General features: G+C 74.2%; 10 protein-coding genes and 1 pseudogene. 6 read left to right on the top strand and 5 right to left on the bottom strand.

Translation table 11 applies throughout. The features are described 5' to 3' along the window. The 5 genes and pseudogenes from ACFVHV_RS36035 to ACFVHV_RS36015 form a co-directional block, all read left to right on the top strand. Positions 1 to 105, top strand: a pseudogene (locus ACFVHV_RS36035) (ATP-binding protein); the annotation flags it as partial. A 400-nt stretch (positions 106 to 505) separates the two neighbouring features. Continuing rightward, positions 506 to 3853 carry a nitrate- and nitrite sensing domain-containing protein gene (locus tag ACFVHV_RS36030; protein ID WP_380357106.1) on the top strand — a complete coding sequence of 1116 codons (3348 nt, stop codon included), beginning with the start codon at positions 506 to 508 and terminating at the stop codon, positions 3851 to 3853. A 10-nt stretch (positions 3854 to 3863) separates the two neighbouring features. Continuing rightward, positions 3864 to 4277 (top strand): roadblock/LC7 domain-containing protein, encoded by a 414-nt coding sequence (locus ACFVHV_RS36025; protein ID WP_097236138.1) that lies wholly within the window; start codon positions 3864 to 3866, stop codon positions 4275 to 4277. Between the two features lie 161 nt (positions 4278 to 4438). Next, complete coding sequence (locus tag ACFVHV_RS36020) at positions 4439 to 5080, top strand: DUF742 domain-containing protein (RefSeq protein WP_359915522.1); 642 nt, start codon at positions 4439 to 4441, stop codon at positions 5078 to 5080. Further along, positions 5061 to 5645, top strand: a complete 585-nt coding sequence (locus ACFVHV_RS36015; protein ID WP_074001502.1) for an ATP/GTP-binding protein — start codon at positions 5061 to 5063, stop codon at positions 5643 to 5645. Before ACFVHV_RS36020 ends, ACFVHV_RS36015 begins: the two co-directional genes overlap by 20 nt. Positions 5646 to 5712: 67 nt before the next feature. On the opposite strand, the gene cimA is transcribed toward ACFVHV_RS36015, so the two are convergent. From cimA to ACFVHV_RS36000, 3 genes are all read right to left on the bottom strand, one after another. Then, positions 5713 to 7317, bottom strand: coding sequence for a citramalate synthase (gene cimA / locus ACFVHV_RS36010; RefSeq protein WP_359915401.1), 1605 nt, complete (start codon positions 7315 to 7317; stop codon positions 5713 to 5715). A gap of 416 nt (positions 7318 to 7733) precedes the next feature. Next, positions 7734 to 8846 (bottom strand): branched-chain amino acid aminotransferase, encoded by a 1113-nt coding sequence (locus ACFVHV_RS36005; RefSeq protein ID WP_359915403.1) that lies wholly within the window; start codon positions 8844 to 8846, stop codon positions 7734 to 7736. A 248-nt stretch (positions 8847 to 9094) separates the two neighbouring features. Then, positions 9095 to 10132, bottom strand: coding sequence for a 3-isopropylmalate dehydrogenase (locus ACFVHV_RS36000; RefSeq protein WP_359915405.1), 1038 nt, complete (start codon positions 10130 to 10132; stop codon positions 9095 to 9097). Positions 10133 to 10401: 269 nt separating this feature from the next. On the opposite strand from ACFVHV_RS36000, the gene ACFVHV_RS35995 reads away from it, so the two are divergent. Beyond that, the gene (locus tag ACFVHV_RS35995; RefSeq protein ID WP_359915407.1) at positions 10402 to 12885 is read left to right on the top strand and encodes a YfhO family protein; all 2484 of its coding nucleotides are present in this window, start codon (positions 10402 to 10404) and stop codon (positions 12883 to 12885) included. A 138-nt stretch (positions 12886 to 13023) separates the two neighbouring features. Here the strand turns inward: ACFVHV_RS35995 and ACFVHV_RS35990 are convergent, their stop codons facing one another. Together ACFVHV_RS35990 and ACFVHV_RS35985 are read right to left on the bottom strand one after the other, a co-directional pair. Then, positions 13024 to 16377: a S8 family serine peptidase gene (locus ACFVHV_RS35990; protein ID WP_359901562.1), complete on the bottom strand. Its 3354-nt coding sequence runs from the start codon at positions 16375 to 16377 to the stop codon at positions 13024 to 13026. Between the two features lie 283 nt (positions 16378 to 16660). Then, positions 16661 to 16825 carry a hypothetical protein gene (locus tag ACFVHV_RS35985; protein ID WP_359901559.1) on the bottom strand — a complete coding sequence of 55 codons (165 nt, stop codon included), beginning with the start codon at positions 16823 to 16825 and terminating at the stop codon, positions 16661 to 16663. Between the last annotated feature and the right edge of the window lie 339 nt (positions 16826 to 17164).

Here is a 17164-nt window from a genome sequence, read left to right as displayed (position 1 = left end):
GGCGCCGACACCCCCGTCATCACCCTCGACGCCCGCCGCCGCGACAGCGCCAAGAGCGCCCTCATCACCCTCGTCGAACACGCCCTGCTGGCCCGGCTCCGCTGAGCGAGGGGGAACCGCCCGGCCCCGACGGTCCGTCCCCTGCAGCGGGCCGTCGGGGCCGCGATGCTTACCGGCCGGTGTCCTCCGGGGGCCCCGCGCAAGACCCGTGTATAAGCAGCGGATAACAGTTCGGTAGGCATTTTGTGATCAACAATGACTCAGTGTGGCGAATCCGCGTCACTCAGCGCCAGGTGACCACGGATTTGCTCCGCCATGTCGGTGAATGTCCGGATTGTTCCGGCGTGGGCGTCGGACTTCGGCTGTTTGTCCCCCATCCCCGCACGTGCTGAAATTCCAGCTACCCCTGGATGTCTCCTGCTCCGGCCCGTCCGGCGGAGGTCAGGGCACCGGGGTAGCGCTGGATTGATCCATGGCCGGCAGTCGGCCGAGAGGTAGTTGTCGAGTGAGGCGTAAGCAGCAACCCGCCCCGCAGCGGCGCTCCGAGCCCCGCCAGAGCGAGCCGAACGGTACCCAGGGGGATCCGGCCGGATTCTCCGCGTTCACTCCCACCGAGGAACGCGCCCAGGGCCCCGCCCCGGCCCCCGAGCCCCAGGCCGCGCCCACGGCGCCCCGCAGCGGCGGTTCGTCGGGCGACGGCGGCGGCTCCAGCCGGTACGACTTCCTCCGCCCGCGCAACTGGCGCGTGCCGACCCGTCTGATCGCGATCCTGCTGATCCCCGTGATCATCAGTCTCGTCTTCGGCGGTCTGCGCGTGAACACCTCGGTCGACGGCTACATCAAGGCCTCCCGCGCCGAGAAGACCGCGGAGCTGGCCAAGGCGGCGACCGAACTCGCCGAGGCGCTGGAGAACGAGCGCGACAAGACGCTCATACCCCTGCTCACCAAGCAGGACCCGAACAACGAGGTCACCAAGCGCCGCAACGACACCGACGCCGCGCTGAAGGCCTACAACGCCGCCTACGCCGCCTCGGACAAGTCCGGTGAGCTCCCCCGCCGCCACGAGGCCTTCCAGGCCCTGGTCATCGACCTGGCGCACCTGCGGGCCAACGCGTACAGCCCCGAGCTGTTCATCAGCGCGACCGCCAACGCCTACTCGGTGATGTTCGCCCCGCTGCTGGCCTACGACAACTCGGTCGGTCTGGGCTCCGCCAACGCCACCAGCAAGGGCCGCGCGATCTACGCGATGTCGCTGGCCAAGGCCTCCGCCTCGACCCAGCGCGCGCTGATGCTCAGCCTGCTGGTCGGCATCTCGCAGAATGCCACCACCCGGTACGAGAACGTCGACGCGACCCAGCAGATCGTGATCTCGGAGAAGCTGGAGCAGGTCTCCCTCAACGAGTTCAAGACCGGTAGCGCCCCCGAGGACGCCAAGAAGTACTCGGACGCGCAGGTCGCCCTGGCCACCGCCCAGGAGCGCTCGGCGTACAAGATGCCCAACGGTTCTGCGCCCAGCATGCAGGGCCTGCTGGCCCTGGCTGCCTCGTACAGCCAGGCCGCCGCCGACGGCCAGCAGAAGGGCAAGGCCGCCGCCGACGCCGCGTTCGCCGAGGCGAAGAACGCCGGCCTGACCCCGGACAACTGGAACCAGGCCGCCAACACCCACATCCAGGCCCTGCGGAACACCGAGATCGCGCTGCTGGACGACGTCCTCACCGAGTCCCGCGCCCTGAAGGACAACGCGCTCTACGACGCCATCCTCAACACGATCATCGTCGTCGCGGCGCTCATCCTGGCCGGTCTGCTCACCGGCTACGTGGCCCGCTCGATGATCCTCGGCATGCGCACCCTGCGCAGCGCCGCCCTGGAGATCGCCGACCACCGTCTGCCGGACCTGGTCGAGAAGCTCTCCAAGACCGACCCCGAGCGGGTCGACACCTCGGTGACCCCGATCCCGCTGCACGGCAAGGACGAGATCGGCGAGGTCGCCCGGGCGTTCGACCAGGTCCACCAGCAGGCGGTGGCGCTCGCCGCCGAGCAGGCCCTGCTGCGAGGGAACGTCAACGCGATCTTCACCAACCTGTCGCGCCGCAGCCAGAGCCTGATCCAGCGCCAGCTGGCGCTGATCACCGACCTGGAGAACAACGAGGCCGACCCGGACCAGCTGGAGAACCTCTTCAAGCTGGACCACCTCGCGACCCGTATGCGCCGCAACGGTGAGAACCTCCTCGTCCTCGCGGGCGAGGAGGCCGGCCGCCGCTGGAACACCCCGGTCCCGCTGGTCGACGTGCTCCGCGCCGCCGCCTCCGAGGTGGAGCAGTACGAGCGCGTCGAGCTCTCCGGCATCCCGGAGGTCGACGTCGTCGGCGCCGCCGTGACCGACCTCGTCCACCTGCTCGCCGAGCTGCTGGAGAACGCCACCTCGTTCTCCAGCCCGCAGACCCGGGTCCTGGTCAACGCGACCCGCCTGCCGGACGGCCGGGTGCTGGTCGAGATCCACGACAAGGGCATCGGCCTCACCGCCGAGGACTTCGCGGAGATCAACGAGAAGCTGGCCGAGCCGCCCACGGTGGACGCCACCATCTCCCGCCGCATGGGCCTGTTCGTGGTCGGCCGGCTCTCCCAGCGGCACGACATCCGCGTCCAGCTCCGCCCGTCCGGCGAGTCCGCCGGCACCACCTCGCTGGTCATGCTCCCGCCGTTCGTCACCCAGTCGGGTGCGGCGCCGGAGCCGGACGAGCAGTTCACCGTCTCGCGGATCTTCGCCGAGCAGGAGCCGACCGCCCAGTGGGCGCCGGACGCCACGGCCCGCAGCGCCGCCGAGCTCGGCTTCGACGACCACCTCACCGGCATCGGCAACGCCGGCTCCAGCGGGTTCAGCCCGGCCCTGGAGTCCGTCCAGCGCTCGCAGCGCCTCGACCAGGTCCGCCGCGCGGCCCTGGAGGGCGGCCCGCAGGCGCCGGTGGTGGACGCCGAGGTCGAGGAGGACTACCAGCAGGGCTACGACCAGTACGCCCCGCAGGGATACGAGCAGCAGCCCCACGCCGACGACCGGTACGGCTACGACCAGGGCGGCTACCAGCAGGACGAGTACCAGCAGGACGAGTACGCCCAGGACGGCTACGACCAGTACGCCCCCCAGGGATACGAGCAGCAGGGCTACGCCGACGACCGGTACGGCTACGACCAGGGCGGCTACCAGCAGGACGGGTACGCCGATCAGTACGGCCGGCCGGCCGAGGAGTCCCCGGCCGGCCACCCGTACGCCCCGGAGCCGCCCGCGCTGCCCGCCGCCGAGGCGCACACCACCCTGCCGTCCGGGCTGCCGCAGCGCCGCCCCGGCGAGCAGCTGGCGAGCGGTGGCCCCGCCGCCGCCCCGTCCGGCGCCGGCGCGTCCGGCGACGCCCCGAACTGGTTCGCCGGCGCCAAGGACACCTCGGCGTCCCCGACCCAGCGCGGCCACGACGTGTCCTCGCTCGGCGGATACGGCCCGACCGGCCCGACCGCCAGCACCGCCTGGCAGTCGCCGAACGACGGCGACTGGCAGCGGGCCGAGCAGCTGCGCGAGCCCAGCTCCAGCGGCACCACGGGTGCCGGTCTGCCGCGGCGCGTGCCCAAGCAGAACCTGGTGCCCGGCAACGCCAAGCCCACCCCGCAGGACGGGCCGCAGGTCTCCCGCAGCCCGGAGGAGGTCCGTGGCCGCCTCACCAACCTGCGCCGCGGTGTGGAGCAGGGCCGCAGCGCCGGTAACACCGGAAGCTTCCGGATCGACCCCGATCAGGCAGACCAGTCCGGCAACGGACAGAACCGGAGCACCGATCTCTTCGGCGGCTCGAACCACCAGGAGCGTTGAGTTGACTCAGATGAGCCAGGCCGCACAGAACCTGAACTGGCTGATCACCAATTTCGTGGACAACACCCCCGGGGTGTCCCACACCGTGGTGGTCTCCGCGGACGGCCTCCTGCTGTGCATGTCCGAGGGCTTCCCGCGCGACCGTGCCGACCAGCTCGCCGCCGTCGCCTCCGGCCTCACCTCCCTCACCTCCGGCGCCAGCCGGATCTTCGAGGGCGGCGAGGTCAACCAGACCGTGGTCGAGATGGAGCGGGGCTTCCTGTTCCTGATGGCCATCAGCGACGGTTCCGCGCTCGCCGTCCTCGCCTCCCCGGACTCCGACATCGGCCTCGTCGGCTACGAGATGGCCCTGCTCGTCGACCGCGCCGGCGCCGTCCTGACCCCCGCTCTTCGCGCTGAACTCCAGGGCAGTCTCCTGCACTGACGGTTCGTCGGATACCGTCCAGGTATTCGAAGCACCTCCGCGTCCTTCCCGGGCCCGCTTCGGCGGGCTCGGGTTCGGACGTTGTACGGCCTTCGCACCACCGGCTCCGGACCTGCGCCGAAGCTCGCACCGCACCGCCGCACCCTGTGAGGAGAGGAACCGTGACACCGCCCGACGACCGCAGCGGCCAGTACGGCGTTCCGTACCCTGGCACAGGCCATGACGCCTTCGGAGCACCCGGCGTCGGCCACGGTCAGCAGTACGGCCGGCACCAATACGGACAGCCCCAGCAGCCGTACCCCCGCCCCGAAGAGCAGTACGGCCAGTACGACCAGTACGCCCGGCAGCCCTCGTACGGCGCCCCGGCACCCGGCTACCCGGCCCCGGCGCCCGAGCCGGCGCCCGGCTACCGGCCCGCCCAGGAGCCCGGCCACTACGAGGAGTTCGAGGACGAACCCGACTCCGGCCCGCTGATCCGCCCGTTCGCGATGACCGGCGGCCGGACCCGCCCGCGCTACGAACTCGCGCTGGAGGCCCTGGTCTCCGCCGATGTCGACCCGCAGCGCCTGGCCACCCTGCTCCCCGAGCACCAGCGGATCTGCACGCTGTGCACGGAGGTCAAATCCGTCGCCGAGGTGTCGGCGCTGCTCTCGCTTCCCCTGGGAGTGGCCCGCATCCTCGTGGCCGACCTGGCCGAGGCCGGCCTGGTCGCCATCCACCAGCCCGCTTCCGGCGGCGAAACCGGAAACCAGCCCGACGTCACGCTGCTCGAAAGGGTCCTCAGTGGACTTCGCAAGCTCTAACGCGGCCGCCCCCACCCGCGCCACCACCTCCGCGAAGATCGTCGTCGCGGGCGGCTTCGGTGTCGGCAAGACCACGCTCGTCGGCGCCGTCTCCGAGATCAACCCCCTGCGCACCGAAGCCGTCATGACCTCGGCCTCCGCCGGCATCGACGACCTCAGCCACGTCTCCGGCAAGACGACCACCACCGTCGCCATGGACTTCGGCCGCATCACCCTCGACGAAGACCTCATCCTCTACCTCTTCGGCACCCCCGGACAGGACCGCTTCTGGTTCATGTGGGACGACCTCGTCCGAGGCGCCATCGGAGCCGTCGTCCTCGTCGACACCCGCCGCCTCGCCGACTGCTTCCCCGCCCTCGACTACTTCGAGAACAGCGGACTGCCCTTCGTCGTCGCCCTCAACGGCTTCGACGGACACCAGCCCCACACCCCCGACGAAGTCCGCGAAGCACTCCAACTCGGCGCCGACACCCCCGTCATCACCCTCGACGCCCGCCGCCGCGACAGCGCCAAGAGCGCCCTCATCACCCTCGTCGAACACGCCCTGCTGGCCCGACTGCGGTGATCGCGCACGACCGTGGCCCGCGGGACCTCCGGCGAGGTCCCGCGGGCCACAGGCGCGTTCGGGGCGACTACTCGGTGGGCTCCAGGCCGGCCCGGATCAGGCCGTAGGTGTACGCGTCCTCCAGCGCCAGCCAGGAGGCGGCGACCACGTTGTCGGCCACGCCCACCGTCGACCAGGTGACGGCGCCGTCGGTGGACTCGATCAGCACCCGGGTCTTGGAGCCGGTGCCGTGCTGGCCCTCCAGGATGCGGACCTTGTAGTCCACCAGCTCGAAGGTGGCCAGCGGCGGGTAGATGCCCTCCAGGGCCGCGCGCAGCGCCTGGTCCAGCGCGTTGACCGGGCCGTTGCCCTCGCCGGTGGCGATCCGGCGCTCGCCCTTGGCCCACAGCTTGACGGTGGCCTCGTTGCCGGTGAAGCCGTTCGGGCCCTGCTCGCTGATGGTCCGCCAGGACTCCAGCGTGTAGAAGCGGTCCCGGCCGCCGCGCACCTCGTCGCGCAGCAGCAGCTCGAAGGAGGCGTCGGCGGACTCGTAGGTGTAGCCGAGGTTCTCCTGCTCCTTCACCCTGGCCACCACCCGGCCGGCCAGGTCCCGGTCGCTGGAGAGGTCGTAGCCGAGTTCCTTGCCCTTGAGCTCGACGGAGGCCCGGCCGGCCATGTCGGAGACCAGCATCCGCATGGTGTTGCCGACCCGCTCGGGGTCGATGTGCTGGTAGAGGTCCGGGTCGACCTTGATCGCGGAGGCGTGCAGGCCCGCCTTGTGGGCGAAGGCCGAGAAGCCGACGTACGGCTGGTGGGTGGAGGGGGTCAGGTTGACCAGCTCGGCGATCGCGTGCGAGATCCGGGTCATCTCGGCCAGCCGGCCCGCGGGCAGCACCCGGCGGTCGTACTTGATCTCCAGCGCGCCGACCACCGGGAACAGGTTGGCGTTGCCGACCCGCTCGCCGTAGCCGTTGGCGGTGCACTGCACGTGGGTCGCGCCGGCGTCCACCGCGGCCAGGGTGTTGGCCACCGCGCAGCCGGTGTCGTCCTGGGCGTGGATGCCGAGCCGGGCACCGGTCCTGGCGAGCACCTCGGCGACGATCTCCCGCACGCCGGCCGGCAGCATCCCGCCGTTGGTGTCGCAGAGCACCACGACGTCCGCGCCGGCCTCGTGCGCGGTGCGGACCACCGACACCGCGTACTCGGGGTTCGCCCGGTAGCCGTCGAAGAAGTGCTCGCAGTCGATGAACACCCGCCGCCCCTGGGAGCGGAGGAACTCGACGCTGTCCCGGACCATCTCCAGGTTCTCGTCCAGGGTGGTGCGCAGCGCGAGCTCCACGTGCCGGTCGTGCGCCTTGGCCACCAGGGTGATCACCGGGGCGCCGGAGGCGACCAGCGCGGCCAGCTGCGGGTCCTCCGCCGCCCTGCCGCCGGCCCGGCGGGTGGCGCCGAAGGCGACCAGCCGGGCGTGCTCCAGCTCCAGTTCGGTGGCGGCGCGGGCGAAGAACTCGGTGTCACGCGGGTTGGCGCCGGGCCAGCCGCCCTCGATGAAGCCGACCCCGAACTCGTCCAGGTGCCGGGCGATGGCCAGCTTGTCCGCCACCGTCAGGTTGATGCCCTCCCGCTGTGCTCCGTCGCGCAGCGTGGTGTCGAACACGTGGAAACTGTCGTCGGTACGGGTGACCTCGGTCATGACCCCTGGTTCTCCGTTTCGGGGAGGAAGGTACTGCTCTGCCGGACTTTCTCGTCCCGGCTCCACTGTCCATGATCCCGCGCGCGGTCCCGGTGTCCCCGGGCCCCTTGTGAGGGCCGTCGGCCGGTCCGGGAGAAACAAAAAGACCCCTCGCGGGTGCGAGAGGTCTGCGCGCGGGTCTGGACGCTAGTGGTCGCTCCGCATCGGGTCGTGCGGGAAGCGGTCACTGCGGACCGGCGCGCCTGCTGCTAATCATCAGCGAAAGCGAGGACACGCTCGAAGTCTGGCACAGCTGCCCGGGATCCGGCCCGCTCGTCTCGCGATGCGAAACGGGCGGGCCGGGCGGGTGGGGCGGGCGGGCGCGGGCAGGCCGGAAGGGCGAGCCGGGCCGGGCGGTGCCGGACGGGGTGCGGCGATCAGACGATCTTGTGCAGCCAGTGGTGGGTGTCCGGGGTCTGGCCGCCCTGGATCGACAGCAGGGCCTTGCGCAGCTCCATGGTGACCGGGCCGGGCTCGCCGGCGCCGACGGTCCAGTCGGCGGCGGCGGACTTCACCGAGCCGACCGGGGTGATGACGGCGGCGGTGCCGCAGGCGAAGACCTCGGTGAGGGTGCCGTCGGCGTTGGCCTGCTGCCACTCGTCGGTGGAGATCCGGCGCTCCTCGACGGCGTAGCCGAGGTCGGCGGCCAGCTGGAGCAGCGAGTCGCGGGTGATGCCGGGCAGCAGGGCGCCGGACAGCTCCGGGGTGACGATCCTGGCGTCCTTGCCCTCGCCGAAGACGAAGTACAGGTTCATGCCGCCCATCTCCTCGACCCACCGGTGCTCGGCGGCGTCGAGCCAGACCACCTGGTCGCAGCCCTTCTCGGCGGCCTGGGCCTGGGCGACCAGCGAGGCGGCGTAGTTGCCGGCGCACTTGGCGGCGCCGGTCCCGCCGGGCGCGGCCCGGACGTACTCCTTGGACAGCCAGACCGAGACCGGCTTGATGCCGCCCTGGAAGTAGGCGCCGGCCGGCGAGGCGATGATCATGAAGAGGTAGGAGTTGGCCGGGCGGACGCCCAGGCCGACCTCGGTGGCGAACATGAACGGGCGCAGGTAGAGGCTCTGCTCCGGCTCGTTCGGCACCCAGTCCTGCTCCTGGCGGACCAGCAGCTCGACGGCCTCGACGAAGGTCTCCACCGGCAGCTCCGGCATCGCCAGGCGGCGGGCCGAGGCCTGGAAGCGGGCGGCGTTGGCCTCCGGGCGGAAGGTAGCGATGGAGCCGTCGGCCTGGCGGTAGGCCTTCAGGCCCTCGAAGATCGCCTGGCCGTAGTGCAGGGTCATGTTCGCCGGGTCGATCTCCAGCGGCGCGTACGGCGCCAGCTGGGCGTCGTGCCAGCCCACGCCCTCGGTCCAGCGGACGGTGACCATGTGGTCGGTGAAGACCCGGCCGAAGCCGGGGTTGACCAGCCGGGCCTCGCGCTCCGCTGCGGACAGCGGGTGGGCGGAGGGCTTGAGGTCGAACGTGATGGGCGCCTGGGTGGCCGTGCTCATGGCTGTTTCCTTCACCGTGGGGTTGGTCCGGGCCGCCACCGCCGCAGATACGTTTCGGCAAAATTCGCCGGAATGGACGCACAACGGCACGACCCACTGTCGATACTCGCATCCAGAGGGCCGTGCCGAACAGCTGTCCGCCCTTTTTTCGAGGGCGGCGAGCTGCGGTAATGCGGTCCGGCCCGCCGGGCCGGAAACCTTGTCGGATCCGGCCCGTCGGCCGGAACTCCGCTCCTGGGTCCGGCCCGTCAGCCGGATACTCGGGCGGCGAGCGCGTCGCCGACCTGGGAGGTGCTGCGGGTGCCGGAGCGCTCGGCCAGGTCCGCCGCCACCGCGGCCTCGACCCCGGCGGCCTCGGCGGCGAAGCCGAGGTGCTCCAGCAGCATCGCGACCGACAGCACGGTGGCGGTCGGGTCGGCCTTGCCCTGGCCGGCGATGTCCGGCGCCGAGCCGTGCACCGGCTCGAACATGGACGGGAACTCGCCGCTCGGGTTGATGTTGCCGCTCGCGGCCAGGCCGATCCCGCCGGTGACGGCGGCGGCCAGGTCGGTCAGGATGTCGCCGAACAGGTTGTCGGTGACGATGACGTCGAAGCGCTCCGGCTGGGTGACGAAGAAGATGGTCGCCGCGTCGACGTGCAGGTAGTCGGTGGTGACCTCGGGGAACTCCTCGCCGACCTCGGCGAAGATCCGCGTCCACAGGTGCCCGGCGTGCACCAGCACGTTGTTCTTGTGCACCAGGGTGAGCTTCTTGCGCGGCCGCGCCTGCGCCCGGCGGTAGGCGTCGCGCACCACGCGCTCGATGCCGTACGCCGTGTTCAGGCTGACCTCGGTGGCCACCTCCTGCGGCGTCCCGGCGCGCAGCGTGCCGCCGTTGCCGACGTACGGGCCCTCGGTGCCCTCGCGGACGACCACGAAGTCGATCTCCGGCTCGCCGCCCAGCGGGGACCGCACCCCGGGGAAGAGCCGGCCCGGACGCAGGTTGATGTGGTGGTCGAAGGCGAACCGCAGCTTGAGCAGCAGCCCCCGCTCCAGCACGCCAGACGGCACGCTCGGGTCGCCGATGGCGCCCAGCAGGATCGCGTCGTGCGACTTCAGCTCCGCCAGCACGTCGTCCGGCAGCGTCTCCCCGGTCCGGTGGTAGCGCCGGGCGCCGAGGTCGTACTCGGTGGTCTCCAGCTTCACGTCGGCGGGGAGCGCGGCACCCAGGACCTTGAGGCCTTCGGCCACCACTTCCTGGCCGATGCCGTCACCGGGAACAACTGCGAGACGAATGGTGCGAGACATGCTCGGACCCTACTCCGCCGTCCCAGGTACTGACACCTGCCGTCCACGATGCGGACTGCCGCGGGTCGTCCGCGGTGCAGCCGGTGGCCGGCGGCCCCAGCCGCTCCGGCATCTCCGCATCGGCGGCCGCTGCCACGGGAACACGGTCGCGGGCCGAATCCCGCCGGTGCCGTCCCATCACCCCTTCGAGGGGGCGCGCGTGACGTCGGGGGCGCCTGGGGCGTGCTTAGGGTGGGCGGGTCCGGCGAAGCGCGTGGAACGGGGTGCGGATGGGCGAGCGGCGGCGGGAGGTGCTGGTCTGCGGGGGTGCCGCGGGGCTGGCCGCGGGCGGGTACGGGCTGGCGGCGGCGCTGAGCGGGCAGTGGCCGGCCGGGGCGGAGGCGGTCGCCGTGCCCTACCACGCCCACCTGTGGGACCTGCTGCACGGGCAGGCCGCCGGGGACCTGCTGGTCAACTGGAACAGCGGCTACGGCGCCCCGTTCCTGGCGGACTTCTTCGCCTACCTGATGAACCCCTTCTCCTGGCCCACCGCGCTGCTCCCCCGCGACCAGGGCCGGCTCGCCGTCCTCCTGGTCACCCTGGCCACCATCGGCCTCGGCACCGCCCTGATGACCCGGCTGCTCGGCCGCCTCCACCCGGGGCCCCGGTGGCTGCGGGCACTCGCCGCGGTCGGGTACGGGCTCTGCGCCTGGGTGCTGGACGTCGGCGGGGCGGCCCCGATGTGGCTCTGGGGCCTGGTCTCGCTGCCCCTGCTCGGCCTGGCCGCCGACTGGTGCCTGCGCGAGCGGCACTGGGTCGCCGGGGCGCTGTGCGTCGCGCTCGCCTGGGCGGGCAACCTGTACACGGCCGCGCTGGCGACCCTGGCGGCCGCGCTCCTGTTCGCCGTCCGGCTGTTCGCCGCCCCGCGCCCGCTGCGCCACCGGGTCCGGGCCACCGGCCGGGCCGTCACCATGGCCGCCGCCGGGGTGCTGCTCGCCTCCCCGGTGCTGTTCGTCGCGGTGCCGGCCGCCCGCCTGGCCCAGCCGGAGTCCCCGGTCGAACCGCTCGGCCCGTCCGGCGTCGGCGCCCACCTCGCCCGGCTGCTGCCCGCCACCCACGGCGGGCAGCGGCTGCCGGACGTGGCGATCGGCGTCTTCGGCCTGCTGGTGGTGTGCGGGCTGCCGTTCAACCGGCGGGTGCGGCCGCGGGAGCGCACCCTGTGGTGCACGGCGCTGGCGCTGGTGGCGGCCGGCTTCCTCTGGACCCCGACCGTGCTGGTCTGGCACGGTCTGGCGATCCCGGCCGGCGGGCCGTACCGGGTGGCCTTCGTGCTCAGCGGGCTGCTGGTGCTGGCTGGCTGGGTCTCGCTGGCGCACCGTCCGGACCGGCTCACCGTGCTGTGCGGCGCCGCCGTGGTGGCGCTGATCGCCGGCCTGGCGGCGGGCCGGCACACGGTGCGCCCGGCCACCTGGGTGCTGCTGGCCGTCGGCGGCGCCGTCCTGTCGGCCGCGCTGTGGCTGCTGGACCGCCGGCACTCCGACCGGCGGGCGAACGCGCTGGCCACCTGGGTGATCGGCGGCGCGGTGCTGGGCAACGCCGTCTGGTCGGGGTACGCGGCGCTCGGCTCGGCCCCCTCCGACGACGTCTCCCCGGCGGCGGTCCGGGCCGGGCACGCGACGCTGCGCGCGGCCGACGACTGGCCGCGCGGCCGCAGCGACCCCGGGCCGCACGCCTTCACCCCGAACGACCCGCTGCTGCTGAACGGCCAGGGCGGCGGCTGGTTCAGCAGCTACCTGCCGACCGTCACGGCACTGCTGCTGCACGACCTCGGCGCGGGCTGGACGGCCGGCGGGCGGCAGACCGAGAGCGTCACCGATCCGGTCGGGCAGGCGCTGTTCGGGGTCCGTGTCCACCTCGACGAGGGGCCGGCGCCGCGTTCCTTCACCCCTGTCCGGGCGGCCGCCACGCCGCCGCTGGTCACCGTGCTGCCCCCGGGCGCCCGGCCGGAGAGGTCCTCGGTCTGGGCCCGGCAGGAGTCGCTGCTCGGCAGCCAGGTGTACGACGCCCCGCTGCCCGTCCCGGCGGGCGGGCCGGCGCCCACCCTGCACGGCACCAGCGGCTGGTCGGTGCCGAGCGGCGGGGAGGGCACGGTGTTCACCGCCGCCTGCACGCCGGGCGGGACGGCCTACTTCCACGGGCTCTGGTACCGGGGCACGGTCAGCGGCCTCGGCAGCGCCTTCCGCAGCGACGGCGAGCAGCCCACCACCGCCGTGCCGATCCACCGGCTGGGGACCGTCCCGGCGGACGGGGTGGTCCGGGTGACGCTGCGGTCGGACGTGGTGAGCCAGGTGCCCGCCCGCCCGATCGGCTGCCTGCGGGCCGGTGCCCTGGAGGCCGCGGTCGCCCGGCTGACCGCGACCGGCGCCACCCGGGTGGAGGCCGGCGGGCACACCCTCACCGCGGCCCTGCCGGCGGGTTCCACCGGCACCGCGCTGCTCTCCGTCCCGGCCACCGAGGGCTGGACCTGTGCGGTGGACGGCGGCCGCCGCACCGCCCCCACGCCCGTGCTCGGCATGATCGGCGTCCCCCTGGGCGACGGCGCCTCCCGGATCGCCTGCGCCTTCCGGCCGCCCGGGCTCACCGAGGGCCTCGTCGTCGCCTCCGCCACCGCCGCCGTCCTCGCGCTGGTCGCCGTCTTCGCCCGGCTCTCGCGCCGCCCCACCCGCCCCCCGCGCCGCGACCGCCGCCGGGCGGCGCGGCCGGCCGGAGCGTGACGGGGGCGGGCGGAGCGCGACGGGGCGGGCGGAGCGCGACGAGGGCGGACGAGCCGCCGGAACGTGCCGGGCGGCCCGCCGGAGTGCCGGCGGGCCGCCCCGGCCCCGGTCCCGTGATCAGGTCTCCCGACCCCGTGGTCAGGGCAGGTCGAGCACCTGGGCCCGTCGCTCGGCCGGGTTGAGGTGGTGCAGCAGCAGGAGCCGCGAGGTGCCGCCCTGCGACCGGTGCACGTCGAGGACGGCGCCCGGGCCGGCCGGGACCACCACCGCGGCCGGGCCGGTGAGGCCGGCCCGTACGGTGAGTGCCGGCCGCAGCACGTCCAGCGGGACGGTCGGGACGGTGCCGTTCAGTCCGATGGCGCAGAGCGCGTCGGCCACGTCCGGCGTACCGGCCCCGGCGTAACCGGTCCACACGCCGTAGCGGACGGTGCTGTGCCCGGGCGCGACGCCGGGCAGGGCGCTCAGCCGGACGGGCAGCACCAGGACGTCGCTGTCGAGCAGGGCGGTGTCGGTGTCGCCCCAGTGGGCGTTGAGCGGCTGGACGTCCAGTTCGGCCCCGGTGCGGGCGTCCAGGGCCCGGGAGACCAGGACGTCGCTGCCGCGCAGCCGGTCGGCCTTGAGGACGACGTCGGTGCTGCCGTCCCCGTCGGTGTCCAGCGCCACCCGCACCCCGTACAGCCCCACCGGGGTGGCCGCGGGCGCCCACAACTGCGCTCCCACGTACAGCAGTTCGGAGTCGACGGCGGCGCCCGCGGCGCGCAGGTCGGCGGACCGCTCGCCGGGGTGCTCGACGCAGACCTCCTGCGCCGGGTCCGGCTCCTCCCCGGTGCCCTTCGGCCGGACGCCCGCGCCCGGCGCGATCGCCGCGGCACCGCCGCCGGGCGGGCAGTCCGGCCAGCGGATCCCCTCGCCGCCGAGCGCGAGGGCGCTGACCAGCCCGGGCTGTTCGCCGGGCGCGGCGCGGCCGCCGAGGGTGACCAGGGTGCCGTCCCGGGCGGTGCGGACGGTGGCCGTCGCCGTGAGGTCGCCGGTCGGGCGGGGGGCGGCCAGCACCGGGATCCGCAGCTGCGGCGGCGTGTCGTCGCCGACGGGCGTGAGCAGCACCCGGCCGGAGAGCTCGCCCCGGTAGCTGCGGGCCCGGCCGCCCTGCACGGTGTCGACGGTCGGGTCGGGCGCCCGCCCGAGCTCCCCCGGCACGGCGAGCGTCACCCGCACCCGGGCGGTGCCGCCCGCCGGGACGTCCACCCGGGGCGGCGTCACCCGGTAGGAGGCGCCGGGAAGTCGGGTGGCGGCCGCGTAGGAGGTGCGGTAGGTCAGCGGCGCGGCCGAGGTGTTGCGCACCTCGATCTCCCGGGTCACCGCCGTCGGCCCGCCGACCTCGACCGGCCCGAAGGAGACCCCGACGACGCCCTCCGCGGCGCCCTCGCCCACCGCGTAGGCGACGGCGGGCGTGCGGACCGCTTGGTCCACCCGGACCCGCCCGGCGCCGGTGCGCTCGGGCCCGTAGACCGGCCCGCCGCGGTCGTCGCCGAGGTAGGTGTCCACGGTGGTGTTCATCAGCGCGGCCTTGACCTGCTCGACCGGCCAGTCCGGGTGCGCGGCGCGGACCAGCGCGGCGAGTCCGGCCACGTGCGGGGTGGCCATCGAGGTGCCGCTCTCGCGCTGGCCGCCGGCGCCGCTGCCGACCAGGCTGGACCAGATGCTCTCGCCGGGGGCCGCCAGGTCGGGCTTGACCACGCCCGGCACGCCGATGCCGCGCGAGGTGAAGTCGGTCAGGGTGTCGACCCGGGCCGGCTGGTCCTGCGCGACCGAGCCGTGCAGCGTGTTGCCGGGCGCCGCGAGCCGGATCCGCACCGGCCCGGCGGCCGCGGCCTGCCGCAGCCGGTCGCCGTCGGCGTGCGCCAGCAGCGCGGCCGGGATCCGGTCGTTGCCGGAGATCTCGGCCAGGTGGTCGGAGTCGGCGGCGTACAGCGCGCCGATCGCGCCCGCGTCGGCGGCGTGGTCGGCGCGCGGGCCGGAGTTGCAGGCCCGGTCGGCTTCCCGGGTGCGCCAGGCGAGCAGCGCGATCCGGCCCTTCAGCCGCTGCCGGTCGGCCTCGCTGAAGTCGGCGCAGCCGTCCGACTGGTCGGCGGGCAGGGCGAGTTCGCCGCTGACGTCGCCGGTGGACCAGCCCTGGTAGCGCTCACTCCAGTGCGCCGGGACGATCCCGGCCCGCTCGGCCGGGGCGAGCACGGTGATGCCGTCCACGTCGGCGTGGCCGTGCACCGAGGCGGCGACGGTGATCGCCCGGGCGGCGGTGCCGGGGCTGCCGCCGATGCCGTACACGTCGCCGTCGTTGCCCGCCGCCGCGACCACGACGGTGCCCAGTTCGGCGAGCCGGTCGACGGCCAGGGCGTCGGTGTCGTCGGTGCTGCCGAAGTGGCTGCCGAGCGAGAGGTTGACGACGTCCAGCCGGTCGCTCAGGTCGCCGTCCCCGTCGGGGTCGGCGGCCAGGTCGAGCGCCTCGGCGACCCGGTCGGTGGAGCCGTCGCAGCCGAACACCCGGATCGCGTACAGCTGGGCGCCGGGGGCGGTGCCGGGGCCGATCCGGAAGCCGGCCGGGTCCAGCCCGGGCCCGTACGGACCGGTGTACGGGCGGCCGTCGGCGGTGACGCCGTACCCGGCGGCGGTGCCGGCCACATGGGTGCCGTGCCCGTTGCGCACGCAGTCGATCGGGTTGGAGCCGGGGTGCGGCACCGGCTGGTGGTGCGGGGAGGCCGGGTCGGGGTCGTAGTCGTCGCCGACCAGGTCCTTGCCGCCGACCACCTTGGCGTTGGGGAAGAGCGCGGGCGGCGCGGGCTTGCCGCGCTCGACCGAGCGGAAGGCCTCCTCGGTGCCGGGTCCGCCGAAGTCGGCGTGGGTGTAGTCGATGCCGCTGTCGATGATCCCGATCCGCATGCCCTGCCCGGTGCCGGCCGTCCGGTCGCCGGCCCAGACCTGCGGGGCGCCGGTCAGCGGGACGGAGTGGGCGTTGTCGCGCCGCTTGGCGACGATCGGGTGGACGGCCCGGACGCCCGGCAGTGCCCGCAGCGCGGGCAGCCGGTCGGCGGGCGCGCTGACCGCGAGGCCGGTGAGCACGGTGCGGGTGCGGTAGAGCTCGCGCGCGGCGGGTGCCGCCCGGTGGACGGCGCCGGCGAGCCGGTCGAGCGCGTCCCCGGTCCGGGACCGCTGGGCGGCGCCGGCCCGCGCGGCCTCCCGGCGGACGTCCTCCGGGGAGCGCCGGGCCCGCCGGGCCCCGTCGGCGGCGCGCCGCCAGGCGGAGCCGGTCGTCTCGGTGGTGAGTTCGAGCAGGACGGAGGCCGTTCGGCCCGCCCCTGGCGGTCCGGCCGTTGGTGGTCCCGCGGTCGGTGGGCCGCCGGCCGCCGGGGTGGCGGCGAGGACGGCGCTTCCGGCCAGCAGGGCCAGGGTGAGGCCGATCCGGGCGGCGGGTCGGCGGACGGGTGGCTGACGCACTGGGCCCTCTCCCCCGGCAGGGGGACTGATCCGCACTCCGTGTCGCTGACGCCCGCCCACGCGAACGTCGATCACCCCTCCGAGAGCCCCAAATTAGGATGATCGCGCCGACGGGGACGAGCAACTTCCCTCGGACGGAGCGGGGTTGCACTCTACTGGGTGACATTCCGAGCGCCCGTACGGCCCATTCGGCCGATGAACGCCGGCCGGCACCCGGCCCGACACCCGGCCCGACGGCGGGGCCGGCCGCCGGACGGCGGCGGTCACCCGGGGGCGGGGCCGGTCAGTGGTGGCCGGTCGCGCCGCCGTTGTCCCGGCGGTCCAGCGAGCGCTGCAGGGCGGCCGCCGCGAAGGGGTTCCGATCGGCGGCCCGGCGGCGGCGCGGGGCACGGACGGGGGCGGTGGCGGGGGCGGACGTGGCGTGACGGTCGGCGGCGGTCGGCGACATACCGGGCTCCTTGGAAGCGGCCCCGCGGAGGGCGGGCGCGAAGAGGGGGGAGGGAGCGCGGGAGCAGGGATCGCCTGCTCGTGAAGGCGCACGCGCACACGGGCCGCACACCCTGGCTACAGGGGCGGCACACCGTATGGCCCTTCCACGGTACGGCCGCGCCCCGGCCGTGTCTGCACGAATACTTGGATTTCCTAGTATCTGAGACGGGCGTCACCCGGGAGAACGCAGCAGGGCCCGGACCGCCGTTGGAACGGCGGTGCGGGCCCAGCAGGAGCCGGGGGGGGGAGCCCCCGTAGACCGAGCGCGCGGAGTGGGGGCCGATCTCGGCGGCGATGG

Origin of the sequence: Kitasatospora sp. NPDC127116 (assembly GCF_042677365.1) — a bacterium.
Taxonomy (GTDB): domain Bacteria; phylum Actinomycetota; class Actinomycetes; order Streptomycetales; family Streptomycetaceae; genus Kitasatospora; species Kitasatospora lactacystinica.
This window is presented reverse-complemented; position numbering and strand designations above follow the sequence as displayed.